19 protein-coding genes are annotated in these 21,579 nt (G+C 38.4%); 15 read left to right on the top strand and 4 right to left on the bottom strand.

Annotation, left to right across the window (positions count from 1 at the left end; translation table 11 throughout):
• Positions 1-145: 145 nt before the first annotated feature.
• Positions 146-1,858 carry a sodium:solute symporter gene (locus R2Q78_RS18215; RefSeq protein WP_316793980.1) on the top strand — a complete coding sequence of 571 codons (1,713 nt, stop codon included), beginning with the start codon at positions 146-148 and terminating at the stop codon, positions 1,856-1,858.
• 17 nt (positions 1,859-1,875) lie between these two features.
• Here the strand turns inward: R2Q78_RS18215 and R2Q78_RS18220 are convergent, their stop codons facing one another.
• Positions 1,876-2,724 carry a DUF2911 domain-containing protein gene (locus R2Q78_RS18220; protein WP_316793981.1) on the bottom strand — a complete coding sequence of 283 codons (849 nt, stop codon included), beginning with the start codon at positions 2,722-2,724 and terminating at the stop codon, positions 1,876-1,878.
• 124 nt (positions 2,725-2,848) lie between these two features.
• On the opposite strand from R2Q78_RS18220, the gene R2Q78_RS18225 reads away from it, so the two are divergent.
• Positions 2,849-5,419 carry a M1 family aminopeptidase gene (locus tag R2Q78_RS18225; RefSeq protein WP_316793982.1) on the top strand — a complete coding sequence of 857 codons (2,571 nt, stop codon included), beginning with the start codon at positions 2,849-2,851 and terminating at the stop codon, positions 5,417-5,419.
• Positions 5,420-5,422: 3 nt separating this feature from the next.
• On the opposite strand, the gene R2Q78_RS18230 is transcribed toward R2Q78_RS18225, so the two are convergent.
• Positions 5,423-6,196 carry a hypothetical protein gene (locus tag R2Q78_RS18230; protein ID WP_316793983.1) on the bottom strand — a complete coding sequence of 258 codons (774 nt, stop codon included), beginning with the start codon at positions 6,194-6,196 and terminating at the stop codon, positions 5,423-5,425.
• Between the two features lie 313 nt (positions 6,197-6,509).
• Here R2Q78_RS18230 and R2Q78_RS18235 point away from each other — a divergent pair, with 313 nt between their 5' ends.
• The 5 genes from R2Q78_RS18235 to R2Q78_RS18255 all read left to right on the top strand — a co-directional run bounded on the left by R2Q78_RS18235 (position 6,510) and on the right by R2Q78_RS18255 (position 13,505).
• Positions 6,510-7,838, top strand: a complete 1,329-nt coding sequence (locus R2Q78_RS18235) for a cytochrome ubiquinol oxidase subunit I (RefSeq protein WP_316793984.1) — start codon at positions 6,510-6,512, stop codon at positions 7,836-7,838.
• Positions 7,835-8,836, top strand: coding sequence for a cytochrome d ubiquinol oxidase subunit II (locus tag R2Q78_RS18240; protein WP_316793985.1), 1,002 nt, complete (start codon positions 7,835-7,837; stop codon positions 8,834-8,836). The genes R2Q78_RS18235 and R2Q78_RS18240 overlap by 4 nt, the downstream gene beginning before the upstream one ends.
• Before the next feature lie 103 nt (positions 8,837-8,939).
• The gene (locus tag R2Q78_RS18245) at positions 8,940-9,353 is read left to right on the top strand and encodes a hypothetical protein (protein WP_316793986.1); all 414 of its coding nucleotides are present in this window, start codon (positions 8,940-8,942) and stop codon (positions 9,351-9,353) included.
• A gap of 315 nt (positions 9,354-9,668) precedes the next feature.
• A complete protein-coding gene (locus R2Q78_RS18250; RefSeq protein WP_316793987.1) occupies positions 9,669-10,574 on the top strand; it encodes a hypothetical protein in 906 nt (301 codons plus the stop codon).
• 63 nt (positions 10,575-10,637) lie between these two features.
• Positions 10,638-13,505 (top strand): outer membrane beta-barrel protein, encoded by a 2,868-nt coding sequence (locus R2Q78_RS18255; protein WP_316793988.1) that lies wholly within the window; start codon positions 10,638-10,640, stop codon positions 13,503-13,505.
• A gap of 66 nt (positions 13,506-13,571) precedes the next feature.
• On the opposite strand, the gene R2Q78_RS18260 is transcribed toward R2Q78_RS18255, so the two are convergent.
• Positions 13,572-13,901 carry a DUF3276 family protein gene (locus R2Q78_RS18260; RefSeq protein WP_316793989.1) on the bottom strand — a complete coding sequence of 110 codons (330 nt, stop codon included), beginning with the start codon at positions 13,899-13,901 and terminating at the stop codon, positions 13,572-13,574.
• 69 nt (positions 13,902-13,970) lie between these two features.
• A complete protein-coding gene (locus R2Q78_RS18265; protein ID WP_316793990.1) occupies positions 13,971-15,761 on the bottom strand; it encodes an ABC transporter ATP-binding protein in 1,791 nt (596 codons plus the stop codon).
• Between the two features lie 112 nt (positions 15,762-15,873).
• Between R2Q78_RS18265 and R2Q78_RS18270 the strand changes: the two genes are divergently transcribed.
• The 8 genes from R2Q78_RS18270 to R2Q78_RS18305 all read left to right on the top strand — a co-directional run bounded on the left by R2Q78_RS18270 (position 15,874) and on the right by R2Q78_RS18305 (position 21,578).
• Positions 15,874-16,962, top strand: a complete 1,089-nt coding sequence (locus R2Q78_RS18270) for a Glu/Leu/Phe/Val family dehydrogenase (protein ID WP_136837605.1) — start codon at positions 15,874-15,876, stop codon at positions 16,960-16,962.
• A 34-nt stretch (positions 16,963-16,996) separates the two neighbouring features.
• Positions 16,997-17,947 (top strand): transcription antitermination factor NusB, encoded by a 951-nt coding sequence (gene nusB, locus R2Q78_RS18275; RefSeq protein WP_410478496.1) that lies wholly within the window; start codon positions 16,997-16,999, stop codon positions 17,945-17,947.
• Positions 17,948-17,952: 5 nt separating this feature from the next.
• The gene (locus tag R2Q78_RS18280) at positions 17,953-18,408 is read left to right on the top strand and encodes a DUF1573 domain-containing protein (protein WP_316793992.1); all 456 of its coding nucleotides are present in this window, start codon (positions 17,953-17,955) and stop codon (positions 18,406-18,408) included.
• Between the two features lie 13 nt (positions 18,409-18,421).
• Entirely contained in the window at positions 18,422-18,763 is a 342-nt protein-coding gene (gene yajC, locus R2Q78_RS18285) for a preprotein translocase subunit YajC (protein WP_316793993.1), read from the top strand.
• An 80-nt stretch (positions 18,764-18,843) separates the two neighbouring features.
• A complete protein-coding gene (locus R2Q78_RS18290) occupies positions 18,844-19,791 on the top strand; it encodes a YbbR-like domain-containing protein (protein ID WP_316793994.1) in 948 nt (315 codons plus the stop codon).
• 84 nt (positions 19,792-19,875) lie between these two features.
• Positions 19,876-20,469, top strand: coding sequence for a dephospho-CoA kinase (gene coaE, locus R2Q78_RS18295; RefSeq protein ID WP_316793995.1), 594 nt, complete (start codon positions 19,876-19,878; stop codon positions 20,467-20,469).
• Positions 20,470-21,411, top strand: a complete 942-nt coding sequence (locus R2Q78_RS18300) for an MBL fold metallo-hydrolase (RefSeq protein ID WP_316793996.1) — start codon at positions 20,470-20,472, stop codon at positions 21,409-21,411.
• Entirely contained in the window at positions 21,411-21,578 is a 168-nt protein-coding gene (locus R2Q78_RS18305) for a DUF5522 domain-containing protein (RefSeq protein WP_316793997.1), read from the top strand. The genes R2Q78_RS18300 and R2Q78_RS18305 overlap by 1 nt, the downstream gene beginning before the upstream one ends.
• The last annotated feature ends 1 nt before the right edge of the window (position 21,579 follow it).

Raw genomic sequence — 21,579 nt, forward strand, 5'->3', positions numbered from 1 at the left:
ATATGGAACACGGTAAACCATTACAAGAGACAGAAGAACAGGATCTACCTCCTTTTGTAAAGACCTGGAAACAGTTTTACCGGTTACTTATTGGCTGGCTTGTGTTACTGATCTTAATTTTTTACGCTTTTACTAAATATTTCGAATGAGTATTATAGATTGGTCAGTATTGGTTGTTACACTTGTCGTGATCGTTGTTTACGGTATTTACAAGAGTCGTGGTGCCCAGAATATTCAGGGGTATTTACTGGGCAATCAGTCACTCCCCTGGTACCATGTTTGTCTTTCTGTAATGGCAACGCAGGCTAGCGCCATTACTTTTTTATCTGCTCCAGGCTTGGCATATTCTTCAGGAATGAGTTTTGTACAGTTTTACCTTGGACTGCCCCTGGCTATGATTGTGCTATGCATTACGTTTGTGCCTATATTCCACAGATTGAAGGTCTACACAGCATATGAATATCTTGAGCAGCGCTTTGATTTGAAAACAAGGGCCCTAACTGCATTTTTATTCCTGATACAAAGAGGGCTTTCTACGGGGATTACGATTTATGCCCCTTCTATTATTTTATCTACGATATTGGATATTAACACCACATATACAACCCTATTTATAGGCAGTCTTGTGATATTTTATACTGTTTATGGAGGTACAAAGGCGGTTTCTTATACACAAATGCTGCAGATGAGCATTATTTTTTGCGGGTTGTTTGCTGCCGGTATAATGGTAGTACAACTTCTTCCCAATGATATCGGTTTTGGTAAAGCGATCAATATAGCGGGTAAAATGGGAAGAACAAATGCTATCGACTTCAAATTTGATCTCAATAATCAGTATACGGTCTGGACAGGGCTCATTGGCGGATTTTTCTTGCAATTGTCTTATTTCGGAACAGATCAGAGTCAGGTTGGCCGGTATTTGTCCGGAGCTTCGGTGAGTCAAAGTCGCCTTGGTCTGCTGATGAATGGGCTGGTTAAAATACCTATGCAGTTTTTGATTCTGCTTATTGGAGTTTTGGTATTTACGTTCTATCAGTATAATCGTCCGCCAATTTTCTTCAATAGTTTTGAGTTGAATAAATTGGAAAATAGTAAGTATGCTCCTCAATTGAATCAAATTAAGGCAGAATATGAACAGGCGTTTGAATTAAAGCAGATAGAAATAAATAAGATGAACGTTGCCATCGATCAGGATAATAAGCCTGTAATTGATGTTCAACGTAAAGCATTGCAAGCTGCAGATGCAAATGAAAAGGCCATCAGAACAAAGGTCACAGACTTGATGGTTAAGAATGATGAGCATGCCAATACTAAAGATAACAATTACATTTTTCTGAGTTTTGTTACTGAGTATTTGCCAAAGGGGTTGATTGGTTTATTGATTGCTATTATTTTTCTTGCCTCCATGGGGTCTACAGCAAGTGCATTGAATTCTCTGGCCTCAACAACAGTGATCGATATTTACAAACGGCTGATTAGAAAAGATGGATCCGATCATGAATACCTGCAGGCTTCAAGGCTGGCGACGGTATTTTGGGGCATGATTTGTATTGTGATGGCTTTATATGCGAGTAAAATAGGCAATTTGTTGGAGGCAGTAAACATACTCGGTTCTTATGTATACGGCACAATTCTCGGGGTTTTTCTGGTCGCCTTTTATGTGAGGCATGTAGGTGGAAGAGCAGTGTTTTTCGCAGCGTTGGGTGCAGAGCTATTGGTTCTGGTCATTGGTCAGTTAGAACTTGTTGCCTATTTATGGCTCAATGTAATCGGGTGTATGCTGGTGGTTATACTCTCCCTGATGTTTCAACGATTGCTGAGCAATAAAAAAACCGCTGACCTGAAGACCAGCGGTTAGTAATTTTATCAGCTAGATTATTTCTTCGCTTCAGCAATCAAAGCTGTATTCAGGCGGATATATTCCGCATTGTTGATTTCTGTAGCAATTTTTAAGCCCTGCTCAGCAGTTGCAGCAGCACCTTTTTTATCGCCCATTTTCAGTTGTACGCGACCTTTCCAAAGTTTTACCCAAGGTGCTGTAGTGTTTCCTTCATCAGCTTTATTCATCCATTCCATTGCTTTATTGATGTCTTTGCCATTTTCATAGTAATATTGAGCAGCCTGAAAATATGGTTTTTTTTCGCCTTGCATTGCCTGATCTATGCTAGCCATTACTTTGCTGTCTACTTCAGTACCAAGGTTAATGTTGATGCCCGTTTTATCCCACAATAATTGTAATTGAGCTGAAGTAGGGTACACATTTGCAAGCTGAATAGTGAAGGTTTCTACTTTATCTTTTAAAACTGTTGGTTTTATTTTTACCCTAAGCGCGTCATCCGACTCTTTATAAGTGTAAGATCCCCATTGCTTAGAACCTTTGTTGAAGATAATGATCCACTCTGTTTTGCCGGGAATTGTAAATAAGCCATACTCACCTGCAGGTAAGTTTTGGCCTTCTATTTTTACATCCTCACTAAAAGTGATTATGGTTGCAGAGTTGGCGCCCGTACGCCATACTTCGCCATAAGGAGCCAATGCGCCAAAAACCTGACGGCCTTTCACATTCGGGCGAGAATAATTTAACGTCATTTTTCCCAATCCGAAGCTTTGGGTAATTGTTTGTGAAGTACTCGCTTGTGGCATGCTGAGTCCTTGTGCCTGAAGTTGGGAGTTAATGGAAACAGCCAGCGCCAGTGTAAATAGAGTTTTTAGTGTCGTTTTCATATCAATGAATTGATTAAGTTTTGATTATGCTAAATTACGTTTCCTGGACTTAGTTAACGGAAAAATTTTCTTTGTATTCAAAACTTGACTTATGAATTAGAAAATCATTAACTAAATTAGCCAGATGGTTCACTTTCGTTACACACTCGTCCTGCTCTCCGTTTGTTTATTGTCTTTCTCGTGGATAGATGACCTTCCAAATCCAAAGCTGGAGACAGGTGTTTCCAAGGCACTTGCAACTTACCGAAAGTCGGTTTTGAGTCAATTGAATTACAAACTTAGTTTGGATATTCCGGCTGATAAAGCCTCGTCTATCCCTGCTAAGGCAACGCTAAGTTTTCAGTTGAAAACCAACAGATATCCGCTTCAGCTGGATTTTAAGGAAAAGTCTGAAAACATTAAGACTGCGGTAGTCAATGGAAAGGCTGTACCTATCGTTCACAGTAATGAGCATATTGTGATTGAGCCAAAATACCTTAAGTCAGGAAAGAATATTGTTGACCTCGAATTTATCGCCGGAAATGGGGCATTGAATCGCAATGCCGATTATTTATATGCTTTGTTTGTTCCGGATAGGGCACGGACTGTATTTCCATGCTTTGATCAGCCGGATTTAAAAGCCACTTATGACCTGACATTGAGTGTGCCAAAAGACTGGATTGCACTGGCAAATGCCAGGCTCAAAGATTCATTGCTAACACAGGAGAGAAGAACCTATATTTTCAATACTTCAGATACGTTAAGCACCTACTTGTTTTCATTTGTGGCAGGTAAATTTAAAACAGCATATGGGAAAATAGGCCGGATGACGTCGGAATTTCTTTACAGGGAAACAGACAGTGTAAAAATCAGACAGAGTGTGCCTGAAATCTTCGAAATTCATTCCGAATCCCTAGATTATTTTGAGAAATGGACAGGCATTCCTTATCCATTTCAAAAGTTTGGATTTTCTGCCATCCCGGATTTTCAATTCGGTGGTATGGAGCATCCTGGAACGATACATTATAAAGCATCTACGTTCTTTTTGGATGGAGCGGCGACTAAGGATCAATTGAATTCGAGGACTCACCTCATAGCGCATGAAACTGCGCACATGTGGTTTGGAGATCTTGTGACCATGAATTGGTTTACTGATGTATGGATGAAGGAAGTTTTTGCCAATTTTATGGCTGATAAAAGTACAGAAGGTAGTGAAGGCACCGATGTGTTTGATCTTAAGTTTTTAATAGATCATTTTCCGGCAGCTTACGGAATAGACCGGACAACAGGTGCGAATCCAATTAGACAACCCCTTGATAATCTAAAGGATGCCGGTACACTCTATGGAAATATCATTTATCACAAGGCCCCGATTATGATGAGGCAACTGGAGCGACTAATGGGAAAAGAGAAATTTCAAATGGGAGTGAAGGACTACCTTAATAAATTTGCAAATGGGAATGCATCCTGGCCGGATTTGATTACGATTCTTGATAAATATGCAAGTGCTGATTTACAGAAATGGAATAAAGTTTGGGTTGATGAGCCAGGGAGACCTGTTATCAACTACAATATTCAGCAAGAAAATGGCAAAATCAAGAAATTTAGTGTAGTACAGTCGCCCGAGTACGGAGCTAAACGGTACTGGCCTCAATTATTTGAACTGAAGTTTGTTTATGCCAACTATAGTAAGGAAGTTACAGTAGATTTAAATGCGGCTCAGGTGGAGGTGAAAAGTGTAGAAGGTTTTGATACGCCTCTATACGTACTATTTAACTCAACTGGCCAGGGCTATGGTGTGTGGCCTATTGATCAAAATATGTTAAATCGTATATATGATATGGAATTGCCACTTAACCGGGCATCAGCTTATATTTCGCTTTATGAAAATATGCTCAATGGCAGAACTATAAAGCCGAAGGAATTACTTGAAGTTTTTAGGGATGGATTGACAAGAGAGAAAGAAGAGCTCAATTTAAGATTAATAAGTAACTACCTAAACGCGATTTATTGGGAGTTTATCACTGCAGAAGACAGGATTGAGCTTTCATCATCTATAGAGAAATCTTTATGGAACGCGCTTGAACAGCAGCCGTTGATCAATAATAAGAGATTGCTTTTTAAGACTTATCAGGATGTGTTTTTATCAAAAGGTGCGAAGGACGAGTTGTATGCCATTTGGGATCAACAGAAACAGGCTCCGGGAGGTCTGAAACTTAACGAAGATGATTATACTTCGCTCGCGTTTAACCTTGCTTTGAGAGATGACCAAAATTCAGAAATTTTAAAAAAGCAATTGTCGAGGATTACAAATGCTGACAGGATTAAAAGATTTGAATTTATTATTCCTGCAGTTTCTTCGAATCCAGCAGATAGAGATAGATTTTTTAAAGGCCTGGAATTGAAATCTAACCGTGAAAAGGAGTCGAATGTAGGAACTGCTTTGTTTTATTTGCACCATCCCCTTAGGCAGGCTACATCTGAAAAGTATTTAAAGAAAAGCTTGGATATGCTTCAGGAAATCCAGACAACAGGGGATATCTTTTTCCCACAAAACTGGCTGCAGTCTATCTTTGGCTATTATCAAAGTCCATTTGCAGGCAAAGTTGTCAGGGACTTTCTACAACAAAACCCCCAGTACAATCCAAAGTTGAAGGCTAAGATCTTACAGGCTGCAGATAACCTTTTTAGGGCCGAATCGCTTTTAAAAAAATAACGATCACTTGATTTCCTTATAGGTTATTTTGTAGGTCTGACTTTTATTGTTTTTAGTAATGGTAAGCTCAGAGGGATAGTTTTCAGAATTATATTTATAGGTATAAGTTGTTTTTTCGGTATTGGAATTATAGCTGAGTGGGTTATTGATAGCGTGAGTGAAAAAATCGTAGCCGGTTTCTAAGAATAACAGCTGAGCATGTTTAATACTTTTGAAAATCCCGTTTTTGCTGTCATAGGAGTAACTAAAATTAGTCGTGAGGCTGGATGTGACGTCGTTTGTCGATACGTCCGACAAGTTAGATGCGGCATACGTAAGTATTTGCTCTTTAAACAATTTCTTATCTGCACCAAAATAGCTGATCGTCGCGATTTGATTTGCTGAATTTTTTGTTAGCAATCGATGACCTGTGGGTGTTAGGAGATTGCCATCTTCGTCAAAGGAGCTGATCTTAGTTTTCATTGCGTCTGAAAAACTATACTCACTAAAGCTAATGGGCTTATCATATTTAAATCGTCTCAGTTTTATTGGCAGTTCATTTTTATAGGTGATTTGAGATTTATAGCCATCAGAGTTTTCAATTTCAGTGAGGTTATTGTCTTGATATTTTAAATAAATGGCCAGTTTATCAGATTCAAGTTTAACGGGCAGAAATATTTTTTGCGCAGGCTGGTCCGCAGGAGGCTGGATGGGGTCTGTTTTGAACGATTTACTTTTTTTACAGGAAATGATCAGTAGTGACAAAAGGTAAATGATAACTGTTTCTTTAGCTTTCATGATTATGAGTTTTATTAAAACAAATATATATATGTATTTATCTTTATGTGTACTTTTATTTCATTTTTAATTAACTATAGTTTCTTGATATTAAATTTAAATTTCTTTATTGTAATATATGAATATTGAATAGTTATCCAGGATTGTTAATATTGAATACAATTTTTTGGAATATATTTCAATTACTACTACTTGGTTTTGCTGACATTTTTTTTACTGAAAAGAGCCTGTAATTTGATTCAGAATGACGATTCTGTGCAAATAAACCCTTACTTTTACAGTAAATTCTTTAGCACGTAACGTTTATTAAAATATGGACGATTTTTTAGCTGCCCGCCTCCAGATGGCCTTTTCACTTGGCTTTCACATTATTTTTGCTTGTATTGGTATGGTAATGCCTTTTTTTATGTCAGTAGCACACTTTTATTGGCTTAAGACCAAAAATGTAGTCTACAGGGATGTTACCAAGGCCTGGAGTAGGGGTGTGGCTATCTTTTTCGCAACTGGTGCTGTTTCCGGGACTGTACTGTCATTTGAACTTGGTCTGCTCTGGCCCAAATTTATGGAGCATGCCGGACCTATATTTGGAATGCCGTTTTCTTTAGAGGGGACGGCATTTTTTATAGAGGCGATCGCATTGGGATTTTATTTGTACGGATGGGATAAAATCAATGCCTGGTTTCATTGGGCTACGGGAGTTGTTGTTGGGATTAGCGGACTGTTGTCGGGGATACTTGTCGTCGCGGCAAACTCATGGATGAACAGTCCATCCGGTTTTGATTATATCAACGGGGAATACCTAAATATAGATCCTATTAAGGCTATGTTTAACGACGCCTGGTTTTCACAGGCATTACATATGTGTGTTGCGGCTTTTGTGTCGACCGGTTTTGCAGTGGCCGGTGTACATACTTTGATGATTTTGAGGGGTAGAAATGTGCAGTTTCATCATAAAGCTTTTAAGATTGCAGCAATATTTGGAACGGTAGCTGCTTGTCTGCAGCCCTTAAGCGGAGATATTTCTGCAAAAGATATTGCTAAACGACAGCCTGAGAAACTCGCAGCAATGGAAGCACATTTTCATACAGAAAGAAATGCGCCGTTGATCATCGGAGGGATTCCAGATACCGCTAATAGCCGTGTGGATTATGCGATTAAGATACCTGGATTGTTGAGTTTTATGGCAACAGGCGATTTTAATGGGGAAGTAAAGGGACTGGATCAGGTGCCGAAGGAAGACAGGCCTCCGGTTGCGATTACACATTATGCGTTTCAGATAATGGTAGGCTTAGGCATGGCAATGGTGTTGATTTCGGTACTGTATTTTATTGCTTTATGGAAAAAGAAATCCTGGATGGAAAGTAGATGGTTGATGAAGTTGTTTGTCATTGCTATACCCATGGGGTTCATTGCATTGGAAGCGGGGTGGACTGTGACTGAAGTAGGTCGCCAGCCCTGGATCATTAGAGGTATCATGCGTACTGCAGATGCAGTTACCCCGATGCCGGGTATCGCCTATTCTTTTTACTTGTTTACTGCAGTTTATATCTCACTATCCATCATTGTGAGTTTATTGTTGTACAGACAAATTACAATGGTGGGCAAATTATATGATTCAACTGCTAAAGATTCTGAATTATGATATATGTAGTTATTGTTTTCCTCTGGACATCTATTCTTTTGTATATATTGTTGGGCGGCGCTGATTTTGGTGCGGGAATAATCGAATTGCTTACTTCCAAGACCAATAAACCTAAGACGCGTAAAACGATGTATAAAGCAATTGGTCCGATATGGGAAGCCAATCATATGTGGCTGATCATAGCAATTGTAATCTTGTTCGTTGGTTTTCCAAAAATTTATACGACAATATCCGTCTACCTTCATATACCTCTTGTATGTATGTTGTTGGGGATTATAGCACGGGGAACTGCTTTTGTGTTTAGAAATTATGATGCTGTAAAGGATGATATGCAGAAGGTGTACACACCTATATTTGTTTATTCAAGTCTGATTACGCCTTTTTTTCTGGGGATTATAGCCGCCAGCTCAGTTTCAGGACAGATTGACCCTCAAGCAAATGATTTTTTGTCTGCTTACGTGTTTAGCTGGCTCAACTGGTTTTCTATTGCTGTAGGGATTTTTACAGTTAGTATATGTGGTTTCCTGGCAACTATTTTTATTATTGGTCAGACAGATAATGATGGTGACAGACAGCATTTCGTAGGTAAAGCAAAACGAACAATTTTTATTGTTATGTTTTGTGGGATCTTGGTTTTTATTGCTGCACATGCAGAACAGATACCTATTGTAGATTGGATATTTGGTGATACCCCTGGTCTGATAGCCATCATTGCGGCCAGTATTTCTTTGATTTTTATGTGGTATGCATTGAATAAAGACCAACCTTTATTATTGCGTTTATTAGCCGGTTTTCAGGTGACAATGATTCTGTTTGCTGCTACTTATACCCATTTCCCAGATATTGTTTTGCTTAAGGATGGTGCTAACCTTTCGTTGCTTACCCATCAGGGACAGGCGAAAACGATAGCGTCATTAGGGTATGCGCTCCTCATTGGGAGTATTTTCATTTTACCTGCACTCGGTTATCTGATCTATATTTTTCAGCAGAAAAGGTAGGTTTGTGTTGTTTTATCAGGCTTTGGATATAAAGATTTAAAATAATTGAAACAATACTGACGTATAAATCCTTTTTTAAGCAGACACTTAATTAAGAAAGAATATGGATCGGTTAATCATAGAGGCAACATTTGAAGATGTAAATGAAATTTCTTTGTTGAAAAACAATGACGCTTTGGATCCAAATGCCACATTGGTGCTTGGGTTTAAGATTGTAAATACGGATCAGGTGATCCATGCTTTCTCAACATTGAAGAAAATCGCGGCGCAGCATTCTTTTGAACTTATAATTTGTAAAACCATGAACGCTGGTATTTATGACATCGAACTCAAAACAAGCGGTCTTGACGAGCCAGTAAGGATTAATAATAAAGCCATAACGAACGAGACTCTGGGTGCTATTGAAGATGAAATTATTAAGAAAATCGCAATGAGAATAGGTCTTAACGTTAGCCCGTCGGAAAACTGGATACCTTTAACATCGATAAATATTAAAGATTGTGAAACTACGTCGTAGTTGCTTTGTAACAATTTAGTATGACTTAACTTTCTTGCGCTTTTAAACTAAGCTATAATCTTTACCTGGTTTGTTTGGATTTGGGTTTGAAATTGTAATGGGCCGAATTCGTTATTCCTGCGTAGGCCCCTTTAAAGACATTTATCACTTGCCTTTTCTTCCTGTAACAAATAGGTGAGTAACCTTCAAAGATTTAAATTTTGTGCGTAATTCGCGGATTATTATTGAATTAAACTTAACGTTTTAATTAAACCTAAAGCAATTTGTTTAGTCATAATCTCAAAACACAAATTAAATATCAACTTTTCACTAGTTATGAAATCAGGATTCTCAAAAAATATGTTAAATACATTACTACTGGTTGGTTTTGGATTAACAGCTTCAGCACAGAAAGTTAATGAATTACAGGAAGTGAGTATAGTAGCTCCGCACAGTCTAAAAATTGACGGTAAGAATTTTGAGTGGGCTGCTACTGATTTTTCAGCTAATAAGCGCACCAACATTTCATACATGATCAGTAATGATGATAAAAACCTGTATCTGGTAGTTAGATCAACAGATAATACTAGCAATGCTAAGATACTGGCCGGTGGAATCACATTCTCAATCAATCCTGATGGTAAAAAGAAGGAAAAGGAAAGTATAACAATGACTTATCCAAATATAGTTCGCGGACAGAGAGGTGGAGGCCAAGGAGGCGGAAGGACGCAGGGAAGAGTGATGGGAATGTCGATGCCGGGAGCAGGAGGAGCTCAATCTACAAAACAAAGAGATTCTGCAATGGCAGCAATGCAACGGACGCAACTGGCTGCTGCTAAAGAAATAAAGATAAGAGGATTTAAAAAGACCACAGATACCTTAATTTCGATTTATAATCAGTCGGGAATTAAGGCTTTTGCTTCTATTGATACAGCCAACGTATATTTTTATGAAGCAGCTATCCCTCTTGAGGAATTGGGAATTTCTGCTGATGCTTCAAAGGAATTCGCGTATAACATCAAGTTGAACGGTTTGCAAATGCCAGGGTTTGATGGTGGCGGCGGCGGCGGTCGTGGAGGATTCGGCGGTGGTGGTGGCGGTGGCGGTCGCGGAGGATTTGGTGGCGGTGGCGGATTTGGCGGTGGCGGTGGATTCGGCGGTCAACGAGGCGGGGGAATAGATTTTCAAGCCCTAATGAGTCCTACGGATTTTTGGGGAAAATATACACTATCCAAAAAATAGGTACTGATCTTTAGTACCCACATACAGCACAACACACACACAACCAAACCATACAACACACAAATGAATCATTTTAATCAGGTCACGGCTCGAGGGCCCGGCCATTCTATGGGCGTGAATTACGCCAGGCTTTTTAAATTGGCCGTTGTGCTCTTTTTGTTGATCACCAGCACAGTAAGAGTATCAGCACAACAGCCGGCAAAACGGGAGACACCACCTCCTCTACCTTCGCGAGAGATCAGCGGAATCGTAAAAGATACACTTGATCTCGGTCTTCCGGGCGCTACAGTAAGTTTAACATCGGATAAGGATACTCTAAAAACTTCAACTAACAATGATGGTATCTTCGTGTTTAAAGATGTAAAATCAGCTACTTATACCATTGTGGTACAAAGTTTAGGGTATCTTAAAACTTCACCCATGCGTTTTAAACAAAACGACTTGACTCCGCGGATTGTTATGGATCCCATCATCATGAAGGAGGAAAAAAACACCTTAAATACTGTAGTGATTAATGGTACCCCGTCTATCACGTATAAAACTGATACTGTTGAATACAAGGCAAGTGACTATGTGGTTAGGGCAAACTCTATGATCGATGAGCTATTGAAGAAGATGGAGGGGATGGAAGTTGGCAGCGACGGCTCGCTTGTGCATAATGGAGAAGCTGTTCTAAAAGCGAAACTAAACGGAAAAGAATTTCTTGGTGGCGATGTTGCCAATGCAATTAAGAATCTTCCTGCCGAAATTGTAGACAAAATACAGATTGTAGATGACTATGGTGATCAGGCCGCGAGAACCGGTGTAAAAGATGGAGATCCTCAAAAGATATTAAATATCACAACGAGAACCGATAAATCGGTTGGAAATATAGTCAGACTGAGTGCAGCCGCAGGAAGTAATGATCGTTATAATGCTGATATTAACGGAACGAGGATTAATCAAAATCAAACGATTGCTATAGATTCAAAGTATAGAAATACAGTAAATGGTGTCGGAGGAGGTGGGACTGGTGGTACAACCAAAGCAGGAGAAGCTTCATTCAGTATTCGTGACAAAATTGGCAAAAATGTTAATTTCAATGTTAACTATAAGTATGACGGAGATGATGTACTTAATTTAAGCAGCAGTTTCTCTAAATCAGTGACAAACCTGAGAAATATACTTAAACTTCAAACGGATTCGCTCGTAAATACCTTTACCACCAGAGGTAGCGAAAGGACTAACGATTCCAGAAGTCATAATTTTAGAGCAGAAATAGAAATCAATCTGGATAGCAATGATTATATGAGTATAAGACCTTCCATCAATTATTCATCATCGTCTTCCATGTCTGCGGATACTTCTTATCAAACAGGTTACAGACATCAATATCAGGTTAATGCGAACTCTTCCGGTAGTAAAAGTCCGCAATTGGGATTAGTGGTTGGATATCAACATCGTTTTGATAAGTTAAGAAGGAATTTCTTTGTTGAGGGAGAGGTAAGAACAAATAATCGAAATAGCGATTCAGATCAGGACATGTTTATCAGGTATTTCTTAAATGATGAAGAGTCAGAGTCAAGAGATTCCCTGGTCTATAGACTAAGATTAAACAAGAATCTGAACACAAGTTACAGAGGTAGCATGACCTACGTGGAACCGTTAGGTACGAATACACAAATTGAAGCAAATGCGCAAATAAACTACAATGGCTACGACAACAATGCCACTACAAGAAATAGGGTGAATGGCGGGGTTTCCCAGGTCATTGACTCATTGAGTAATATTTTTAATTATTCATTTACGCAAGCCAGATTTGCTTTGAACTTCAGGTATGGGATGAGTAATACATCGCGGATCAGGTTTTCTGCCGGACTTACTGCGGTGCCAGCATTGTTATCCGGTACTAAGGTGAGTTTGGGTACAACAACCCGAAGAGCAAGTTTTAATTTGATCCCTATAGCCCGGATGGAATATTTGTGGTCAAGGCAGCATAAAGTTGCATTGAACTACTCAGGGAATGCTTCAGAGCCGACCTTCGACCAGATTCAACCAGTACGTGACGTAACCAACCCTAATAATCCAGTTATAGGTAATCCAAATCTTAAAGCAAGATTTGTTCATACGATAAGATCCGATTACAATAACTACATCGCTAATTCGAAATTGAATTATTCAATTGGTGTGAATGCCTCATTTAATCAGAACGATGTAATATCAAGTTCTATTGATATCATTGATCCAAATGTTCCAGTTTTGCCTGGACAGACTCCTGTGAGAATTAGAGAAACAAGGTATATTAATATGAACGGTGTTTATAGGGTTGGCGGAAACTACAATATCAGCAAACAGTTGAGCAATAGAAAGTACAATTTGGCACTAAGCGGATCAGCGAATTATAATCACAGGATTACCATGACAAATGGTGAAAAAAACATCAATATTGTGAAGAGTTTTAGAGAAAGTTTTGGTCCGAGAATAAATCCTACAGACTGGTTTGAGATCAATCCGTATGTTTCATATAACCACCAGACCTCTGACAATACGGTTTTAAAAAATCAATCTGAAACAAATACACTGGCGTTTAATGTCGATGGAACGATTTATTTCCTGGAAAGCTGGATCTTTAAGTATAATGCAAGTAAAAATTATATAAGCGGGATCAATGCAAATGTCAATAATAATCCATTCGTAATTAATGCAACCGTTGAAAAGGAATTATTCAATAGGAGGGGTAGAGTCACATTTCAGGCATTTGATGTTTTGAATCAAAACAATTTTATAAACCGTGATTTTAACGATACCGGTGGTTATACAGATACCAAATCAAACGCAGTAAGTCGTTACTTCATGGTAGGATTGAGCATGCGCTTGCAAAAATGGAGTGGTGCCAGAGGCGGCCGTGATGGAAGAGGAATCCGACGCCGCGGAGATGGCAGCTTTATGTAAGACCAGTTTAACCTCAATAAAAAAGCCCTGTTCATATAATGAACAGGGCTTTTTTGATTTATTTCTTTAGAATGAAAAATCGTCGTTTTGTATTCTGCTAGGTACACCATCGTGGTTTTCAGAATATTCGTAGCGTTTTTCCACTACTTCCTGATGATTTTTAATGTAATCAACAGTTTCATTCAATCCTTCTGCAAATTTTTCAAAATCCTCTTTGTATAAAAAGATTTTGTGTTTTACAAATACTCCGTCTTCAAGTCGTTTTTTACTTTCAGTTAGGGTTAGATAATAATCTCCTGATCTTGTTGCTTTAACGTCGAAAAAATAAGTTCTTTTGCCAGCTCTTACTTTCTTTGAAAAAACCTCTTCTCTCTCTTTGTTGTCAAATTCTCCCATGGTTGCTATAGCTCTTGGTTTTGGTTCGGGTAAATATAAAGGAATAATTATTAAACTTCAAAATAGAAATCATATAGATTTACTTTCCTCTTCCAGCAATTGATTTTGATACATTTCTGCATATGCACCTGAAAGTAGCAGTAATTCTTCATGGGTGCCTTGTTCAGTGATCTTTCCATTGTCGAGAACCAGTATCTTATCTGCATTTTTTATTGTTGATATTCTATGTGCAATCAGAATACTGGTTTTTCCATTCATTAGCCGGCCAAGATTGTTTAAAATCTCCTCTTCTGTTCTGGTGTCTACGGCAGAAAGGCAATCGTCGAAAATCAGGATCTTCGGTTCCTTAATTAAAGCCCTTGCGATAGATACACGTTGTTTTTGACCACCAGAAAGTGTGATGCCGCGTTCTCCCAGCATGGTTTCAAACTGATGTTCAAATCCTACGATATTGTGGTACACAGCAGCATTTTTTGCTGCGGCTTCAACCTGGTCTGTAGTAGCTGTATCAAGCCCAAAGCTGATATTATTTTTAATGGTATCTGAAAACAGGAAAACTTCCTGAGGAACAAAGCCAACCTGGTTTCTGTAATCCTGAAGATTCAGAGATTTCAGCGGTGTGCCATCAATTTTAATTTCTCCTTTATCCACATCATACATTCGCATGATCAAATTGGCAAGGGTAGACTTTCCTGAGCCAGTTCTGCCGATAATGGCGACAAATTGACCTTCTTTAATTTCAAAACTTACATTTTTAATGGCTTCTATTCCCGTGTCAGGATAAATAAAGCTCACGTTTTGAAACTTAATATTGCCGGAAATCTCAATTTTATCATTGGTTTCTGAGGTGATGTCAGGTTGAAGCTCCAGAAATTCATTTATGCGTTTTTGGGAGGCCGAAGCTCTTTGAATTAATGTTGTTACCCATCCCAGCATTGAAACAGGGAAGGTAAGTTGATTCACATAAACAATAAACTCTGCAATGTTTCCAGGCGTGATAGAGCCATTAATTACTTGCTTGCCACCTACATAAATAGTCAATATCGTACTAAGTCCGACAAGGAGCAGCATCGTTGGGTAGAACAAAGCCTGAACCTTGACCAGGCCCATAGCATTGTTTTTATAGCCCTGACTTTCTGCTGCAAATACCTTTTCAGTATGCCCTTCACGAACATAAGACTTAATCACACGTATTCCTGAAAATCTTTCCTGAACAAAACTGGATAGCTTTGAAAGCTGCTCTTGTATCAACTCGCTTTTTTTATTGATTTTAGTATTTACAAAGTAAATAATCACAACAAGGGCGGGTAACGGGAGTAAACAAAAAATCGCTAATGTGGTATTTACAGAAAACATAGCGTAAATAACCAGTAGAAACAAGACGCCGGTATTTATAGCATACATAATTGCCGGACCAACGTACATCCTTACCCTGTTTACGTCCTCAGTAGCTCTGTTCATCAAGTCTCCGGTATTGTTTCTCCTGTAGAAGCCAAGACTGAGTTTTTGATAATGGGCATAGATTTCATTTTTGATGTCAAATTCAATGTGCCTGGACATCAAAATGATCGTTTGCCTCATGAAAAACAAAAACAGGCCTCTTAGCAGATATAATATCAATACTAAGATTCCAAAGTATAGGAGACTGTAACTAAAGATGTCATATACAATTTCTTTGCGTTCAAAACCTGAAAAAAGGCTGTATACCTGGATATTCTCGGTAATTAAATTAAAGGCGTGACCGATGACCTGTGCGGGAATCACACCGAATATATTCGATATGATTACAAAGAAAATTCCTGGAATAATCCGCCATTTATATTTATAGAAGTATTTGTTTAGGTAGCGGAGATGTTTCATGAAGTGGTAAAGTTAGCCAAATGCCGATAATTTTTTCAAAGAATTGGTTATTACTAGGTAAAATAATGTTTTTTTAACTAGTTTTGCGGCTTATCTGATAAACAAAAGTTATATGTCTGGTAATAGTTCTCCCGTGAATTCCGTCTTAGATCAAATTGGTGCCTCCGGGCATAAAAAGGTTGTTTTTTGTAACGACCCCGATACCGGTTTAAAAGCAATTATAGCCATTCATGACACAACTCTCGGACCTGCAATAGGAGGAACAAGGATGTGGAGTTATTCTGGAGAAGCCGAGGCGCTGGAAGACGTACTGAGATTATCCAGGGCGATGACTTACAAAGCTGCGATAACAGGCCTTAACCTTGGCGGTGGAAATGCAGTAATTATCGGAGATTCAAGAAAAGGTAAATCGGAAGCTATGATGAGGAGTTATGGCCGCTTTATCAAAAACTTAAACGGAGAATTTATTACAGCCGAAGATGTGGGTACCAACACTAAAGACATGGAGTATATCCGCATGGAAACTCAACATGTTACTGGTGTTCCTGAATCACTGGGTGGAGCGGGAGATCCATCACCAACCACTGCAAAGGGTGTTTTTTTAGGTATTAAAGCTTGTGTAAAAGAAGTATTTGGCACAGATATGCTGGCGGGCAGGTCTGTCGTAGTACAGGGGATAGGCAATGTAGGAGAGCATCTTGTAGAGTTGCTGAGGGCTGAAAATGTTGAAGTCTATATCAGTGACATCAATGAAGAACGTTTACAGCATGTAGCCAGAACATACAAAGCTAAGCCGATTGCGGCAGATAAGATTTTTGGAGTGAATGCTGACATCTATGCACCATGTGCATTAGGAGCCACAGTAAACTCTAAAACAATTGAGAAAATGAAGTTTGCCATCATAGCTGGTTCGGCTAACAACCAATTAGCGGATGAGCAGATTCATGGAAAAATGCTGCTGGATAAAGGTATCCTGTTTGCACCAGACTACCTGATCAACGCAGGCGGACTGATTAGTTGCTATTCAGAATTGACCGGCTTTGGAAAAAAACGTACGATGCAGCTGACGGAAAATATATACAATGCAACACGTGATGTGATTAAAATGTCTAAGAAGGATAATATTCCGACAGTATGGGCAGCAAATCGCATTGCGGAACAAAGAATCATCGATATCAAAAAAATAAAATCATCATTTTAAATAAACAGGTAATTTACCACTCGTTCTTACATTCATGTTAAACAGAAGGCACTTAAGAATTAAAGCTTTGCAAAACATATTTGCTTGGCACATGACAGACAAAAGAGATTTAGCTTCCTCGAAGAAGGCGCTAATGCAAAGTATTGACAATGTATATGAAATGTACATATGGATGCTGTCTCTTTTAGTTGAGGTTACAGAATACACCGGGATTGACGCTATTGAAAGAGCAAATAAACATTTGCCTACTGCAGAAGACCTTAGTCCTAATATGAAATTGCTGAACAACAAGTTCACAGTTACATTAAAAGCAAACCCGGATTTCAATGCTGCCGTACATAAGTACAAAATCAACTGGATGGCAGATCCGGAATTTGTTAAGGGTATTTTTAATACGCTGAAAGTGACTCCTGAGTACGCAGCTTATCTGGCTGACGAAGACAATAGTCTGGAAGAGTCGAAGACCATCATTAAGTACATTTTTAGGAAAATTATACTTAAAAGCCATAACATCATTCAGGCATTTGAAGACAAGTTCATCAACTGGTCTGTAGATAAAGAGGTAATGCAGGGTATGGTTGCTAAGACATTGAAAAATTTCACATCTGAGGATCCTTTCGCTAATAAACTGACGCCAATTAGTCAGGATTGGGAAGAAGACAGCAAGTTTGTGGAAGATTTGTTTGCTTACACACTTAAAAACGATAAAGATTATCAGGTGATGATCGGTGAGCGTACCAAAAACTGGGAATCAGAGCGTATCGCTTTGATGGATACAATACTGATGAAGATGGCTATTTGTGAACTTTTAAATTTCCCTTCAATACCTGTTAAAGTAACCATTAATGAATACTTGGATCTGTCAAAAGATTACAGTACTCCGAAAAGTAATTCGTTTATTAACGGTATCTTGGACAAGATTATGGGCGACCTTAAGAGAACCAATAGCATTACTAAAATTGGTCGCGGACTTATAGAAGAATAATAATTATGAAAAAAACCTTGTTACTGGCATTGGCTGCTTTAACATTCGCATCCTGCCAACAAAACAAATCATCTGAAACTGAGGCTGCGACAACAGTAGTTTCAGACTCATCATCGAATGTAGCTGCTGTTGCAGGTGCCGGAGATGCAGTAATTGCTTTTGAAACGGCTAATTATAATTTTGGGAAGATCACCCAAGGTGAAAAAGTGTCTTACAGTTATAAGTTTAAAAACACTGGAAAAGGACCGCTCATCATCACCAATGCAGAAGCAAGTTGCGGATGTACTGTTCCTGAGGTTCCAAAGGAGCCCATTAAGCCAGGTGAGGATGGTGAGATCAAAGTTGTTTTTAACAGCGATGGTAAAATTGGTCTTCAGGATAAGGTAATCACGGTTACTTCTAATGCTGTTCCTGCTGTGACTGCATTACACTTAACAGGGGAAATAAAAGAACGTCAATAATTTTAACAATAATATGATATCAACAATAATTTTAAGAGCAGGATCACCAGATATGTTGGGTACCCTGGTTCCTATGGTGCTAATCATGGTCGTGTTTTATTTTTTCATGATCAGACCTCAGGTTAAAAAAGCAAAAGATCATAAAAAACTAGTCTCAGAACTAAAAAAAGGAGATAAAATAGTGACAACTGCAGGTATTCACGGCAGAATTGTGGATATGAATGAAACAACCTTTTTGATTGAAGTAGAGAGCGGTGCAAAAATCCGTTTTGATAAAACTGCGGTTTCTTTAGATGCTACTAAAGCCGCGGCACCTAAGGCAGAAACTCCAAAAATTGATACTGCAAAGGCCTAAGCCTCACAATTAACTTTTAAAAGCCGCTTCAGTATTTGGAGCGGCTTTTTTGTTTTAGTAAGTTTGTCTACCTTATACTTATGCCGTTTATAAAACTCACAAAAATAGAACGCAAGCGTATCATTGTTTTAATTACCTGTTTACTGATGGCAATTGGAGCATGGCTATTTCTTGCACTAAATAATAAGTATGTTTATACGGCAAAGACAGTACTTGTTTACAAGAATTTTCCTCAAAAGAGAGCTTTTCATGCACTACAGTCGGATACTGTTGACCTGCAGGTCGAAGGAACAGGATGGCAATTGCTTTTTGCCAGGCTTAGGGTAAAACCTCAATCCATAAGTATAAGCCTTGATAAACTGAATAATAGAAATTTTATACTTTTCTCAGAACAATTATATAACGTAAACAGGCAACTCGAAACATCACAAAAGATCATTTCTGTCAAGCCTGACACACTTTACTTCGATTTTTCTGAACGTACAGTGAAAAGAGTACCTGTTAAACTGGTTTCCAACTTCAATTTTGTAAACCAGTTTGGAATTTCTAATGATATAGAAATTATTCCGGAATATGTTACTTTGTCAGGGCCCGAACAGGAACTTGAAAAAATTAAGGAGTGGCCTACGGATACGCTGGCGCTAAAAAACATTCAGGCTTCAACAGGTGCAAGGGTTGCTATGGCTCAAAATAAATTAAAGAACGTCAGTATTTTTCCTACCAGTGCAGAGGTGAAAGTTCCTGTAGATGAGTTTACTGAAAAGACAGTTGAGCTTCCTCTTACCATAATCAATAACAAGGAGTATTATAATGTTAAGCTTTATCCAAAAAAGATAAAAGTTACGTTTCAGGTAGCGTTGTCAAGATATCAGCAGATCGATGAAAACTTTATTGATGCAGTTGTCGATTTAAGTGAATGGAGGAATCTTAACCACAATCAGCTAAGGGTAAAAATAACCCGTTTCCCGGATTATTGTAAGTTAGTAAAGATAGCACCGGCAAAAATTGATTTTATTATTGAAAGATGATGTTTAAGTCGTTATGATCTACATTTGCAACTAAGATGATAAAGCGGATAATGGCTTTATCATCATTCAAAAAATTATAGACTAATGAAAATAGGGATTACAGGTGGTATCGGGAGTGGAAAGACCACAATTTGCAGGATATTTGAAACACTCGGGATTCCTGTCTTTTATGCTGACACGGTGGCAAAGCAAATTATGGTGGATGATGAGATCCTGATTAAAGGAGTAAAAGATACTTTTGGTCAGGAAAGTTATCTCCCTGATGGAGGATTAAATAATAAGCACATCGCGAATATTGTCTTTAATAACGAAGCAGAATTATTAAAACTTAATCAATTGGTACATCCAGCTGTTTTTAGAGCTTTTGATACATGGGTTGCAAACCTGAAAACTGAAGTGCCTTATGTTCTGAAAGAGGCTGCTTTGTTATTTGAAAGTGGCTCCTATAAAATGTGTGACAAAAATATATTGGTAACGGCTCCTTTGGAGTTGAAATTGGATCGTGTCATAAAACGCGATCAGGTAACCGCAGAACAGGTTAAAGCCAGAATGGATAAACAGTTGACTGATGAGCAAAAAATCAAACTGGCTGACTACCTCATTCACAATGATGAAAGTAATTCTTTAATACAACAGGTATTGGAATTACATCACTTATTCTTAAATATAAAACACTAAATGATACTTGACGATTTTATAATGATCGATAAAATCGGTCTGTTTTGCCGTTATGGCGATTTTTACCTGGATCCAAAAGAACCCGTAAAACAGGCTGTGATTTCGCATGCCCACGGCGACCATGCCGTAGGAGGAAACCTCAATGTGTATTGTACTGAAGCCACATCCCTATTTATGAAACACAGGTACAGGAAGTTTGCAGGAGGGGAATTTCATATCCACAATTTTAATGCTGTTTTTGACGTAAACGGAGTGAAGGTCACCTTTATCCCTGCCGGACATATTTTAGGCTCTGCGATGGTTTTAATGGAGTATGAAGGAGTTAGATACCTATATACGGGAGATTATAAATTACAGCCTGATAAAACCTGTGAACCAATATCTTTTGTGGAAGCAGATGTGTTGATTACAGAAACAACCTTTGCAGACCCCAAGACGCAGCATCCTTCTGCTGAAGAGGAGATTCTAAAGTTAAATTCAACGAAAAACAACATTATGCTAGGGGCTTATGCACTTGGTAAATGCCAGAGACTGATTAGTTTAATGAATGATCATTGTACGGAAAAAAGGATATTGGTACATCATAGTATGATGCCTTTTGTAAAGATATATGAGCAGATGGGTATCAATATGGGCAAGTATGAAATATATGACAGGAAGGTCATGAAAAATAATCCTGAACATATGGTTTACATCGTCCCGCCAATGGTTTTTAAGAGTTATTTTAAGGCAATAAATGTCGTCCGCGTATTTGCAACGGGCTGGAAGCACCTGCAGAGCGGCCATGAAATACAACTTTATATTTCAGATCATGCCGACTGGAATGACATCATTTTAACCATTGAGAAAGTTAAACCATCACAAGTTTGGACCAATCATGGCAACGGCAATCACTTAAAAATGCATTATGAAAAAAGTTTGGTAGTTAAATTGCTTAACTGATGGAAAAGGATGTAGACTATTACTTTAATGAACAAGGCTTGATGGTTTTTACCGAAGCCTATCATTTAAAAAGAGGACATTGCTGTAAGAATAAATGTAAACATTGTCCCTGGGGTTATGGAAAGCCAAAAGTAAAAAGTGCATCTCAAAAAGATAAGAAGATATAAT

The organism is Pedobacter frigoris (genome assembly GCF_032678645.1).
Classification (GTDB): Bacteria; Bacteroidota; Bacteroidia; order Sphingobacteriales; family Sphingobacteriaceae; genus Pedobacter; species Pedobacter frigoris_A.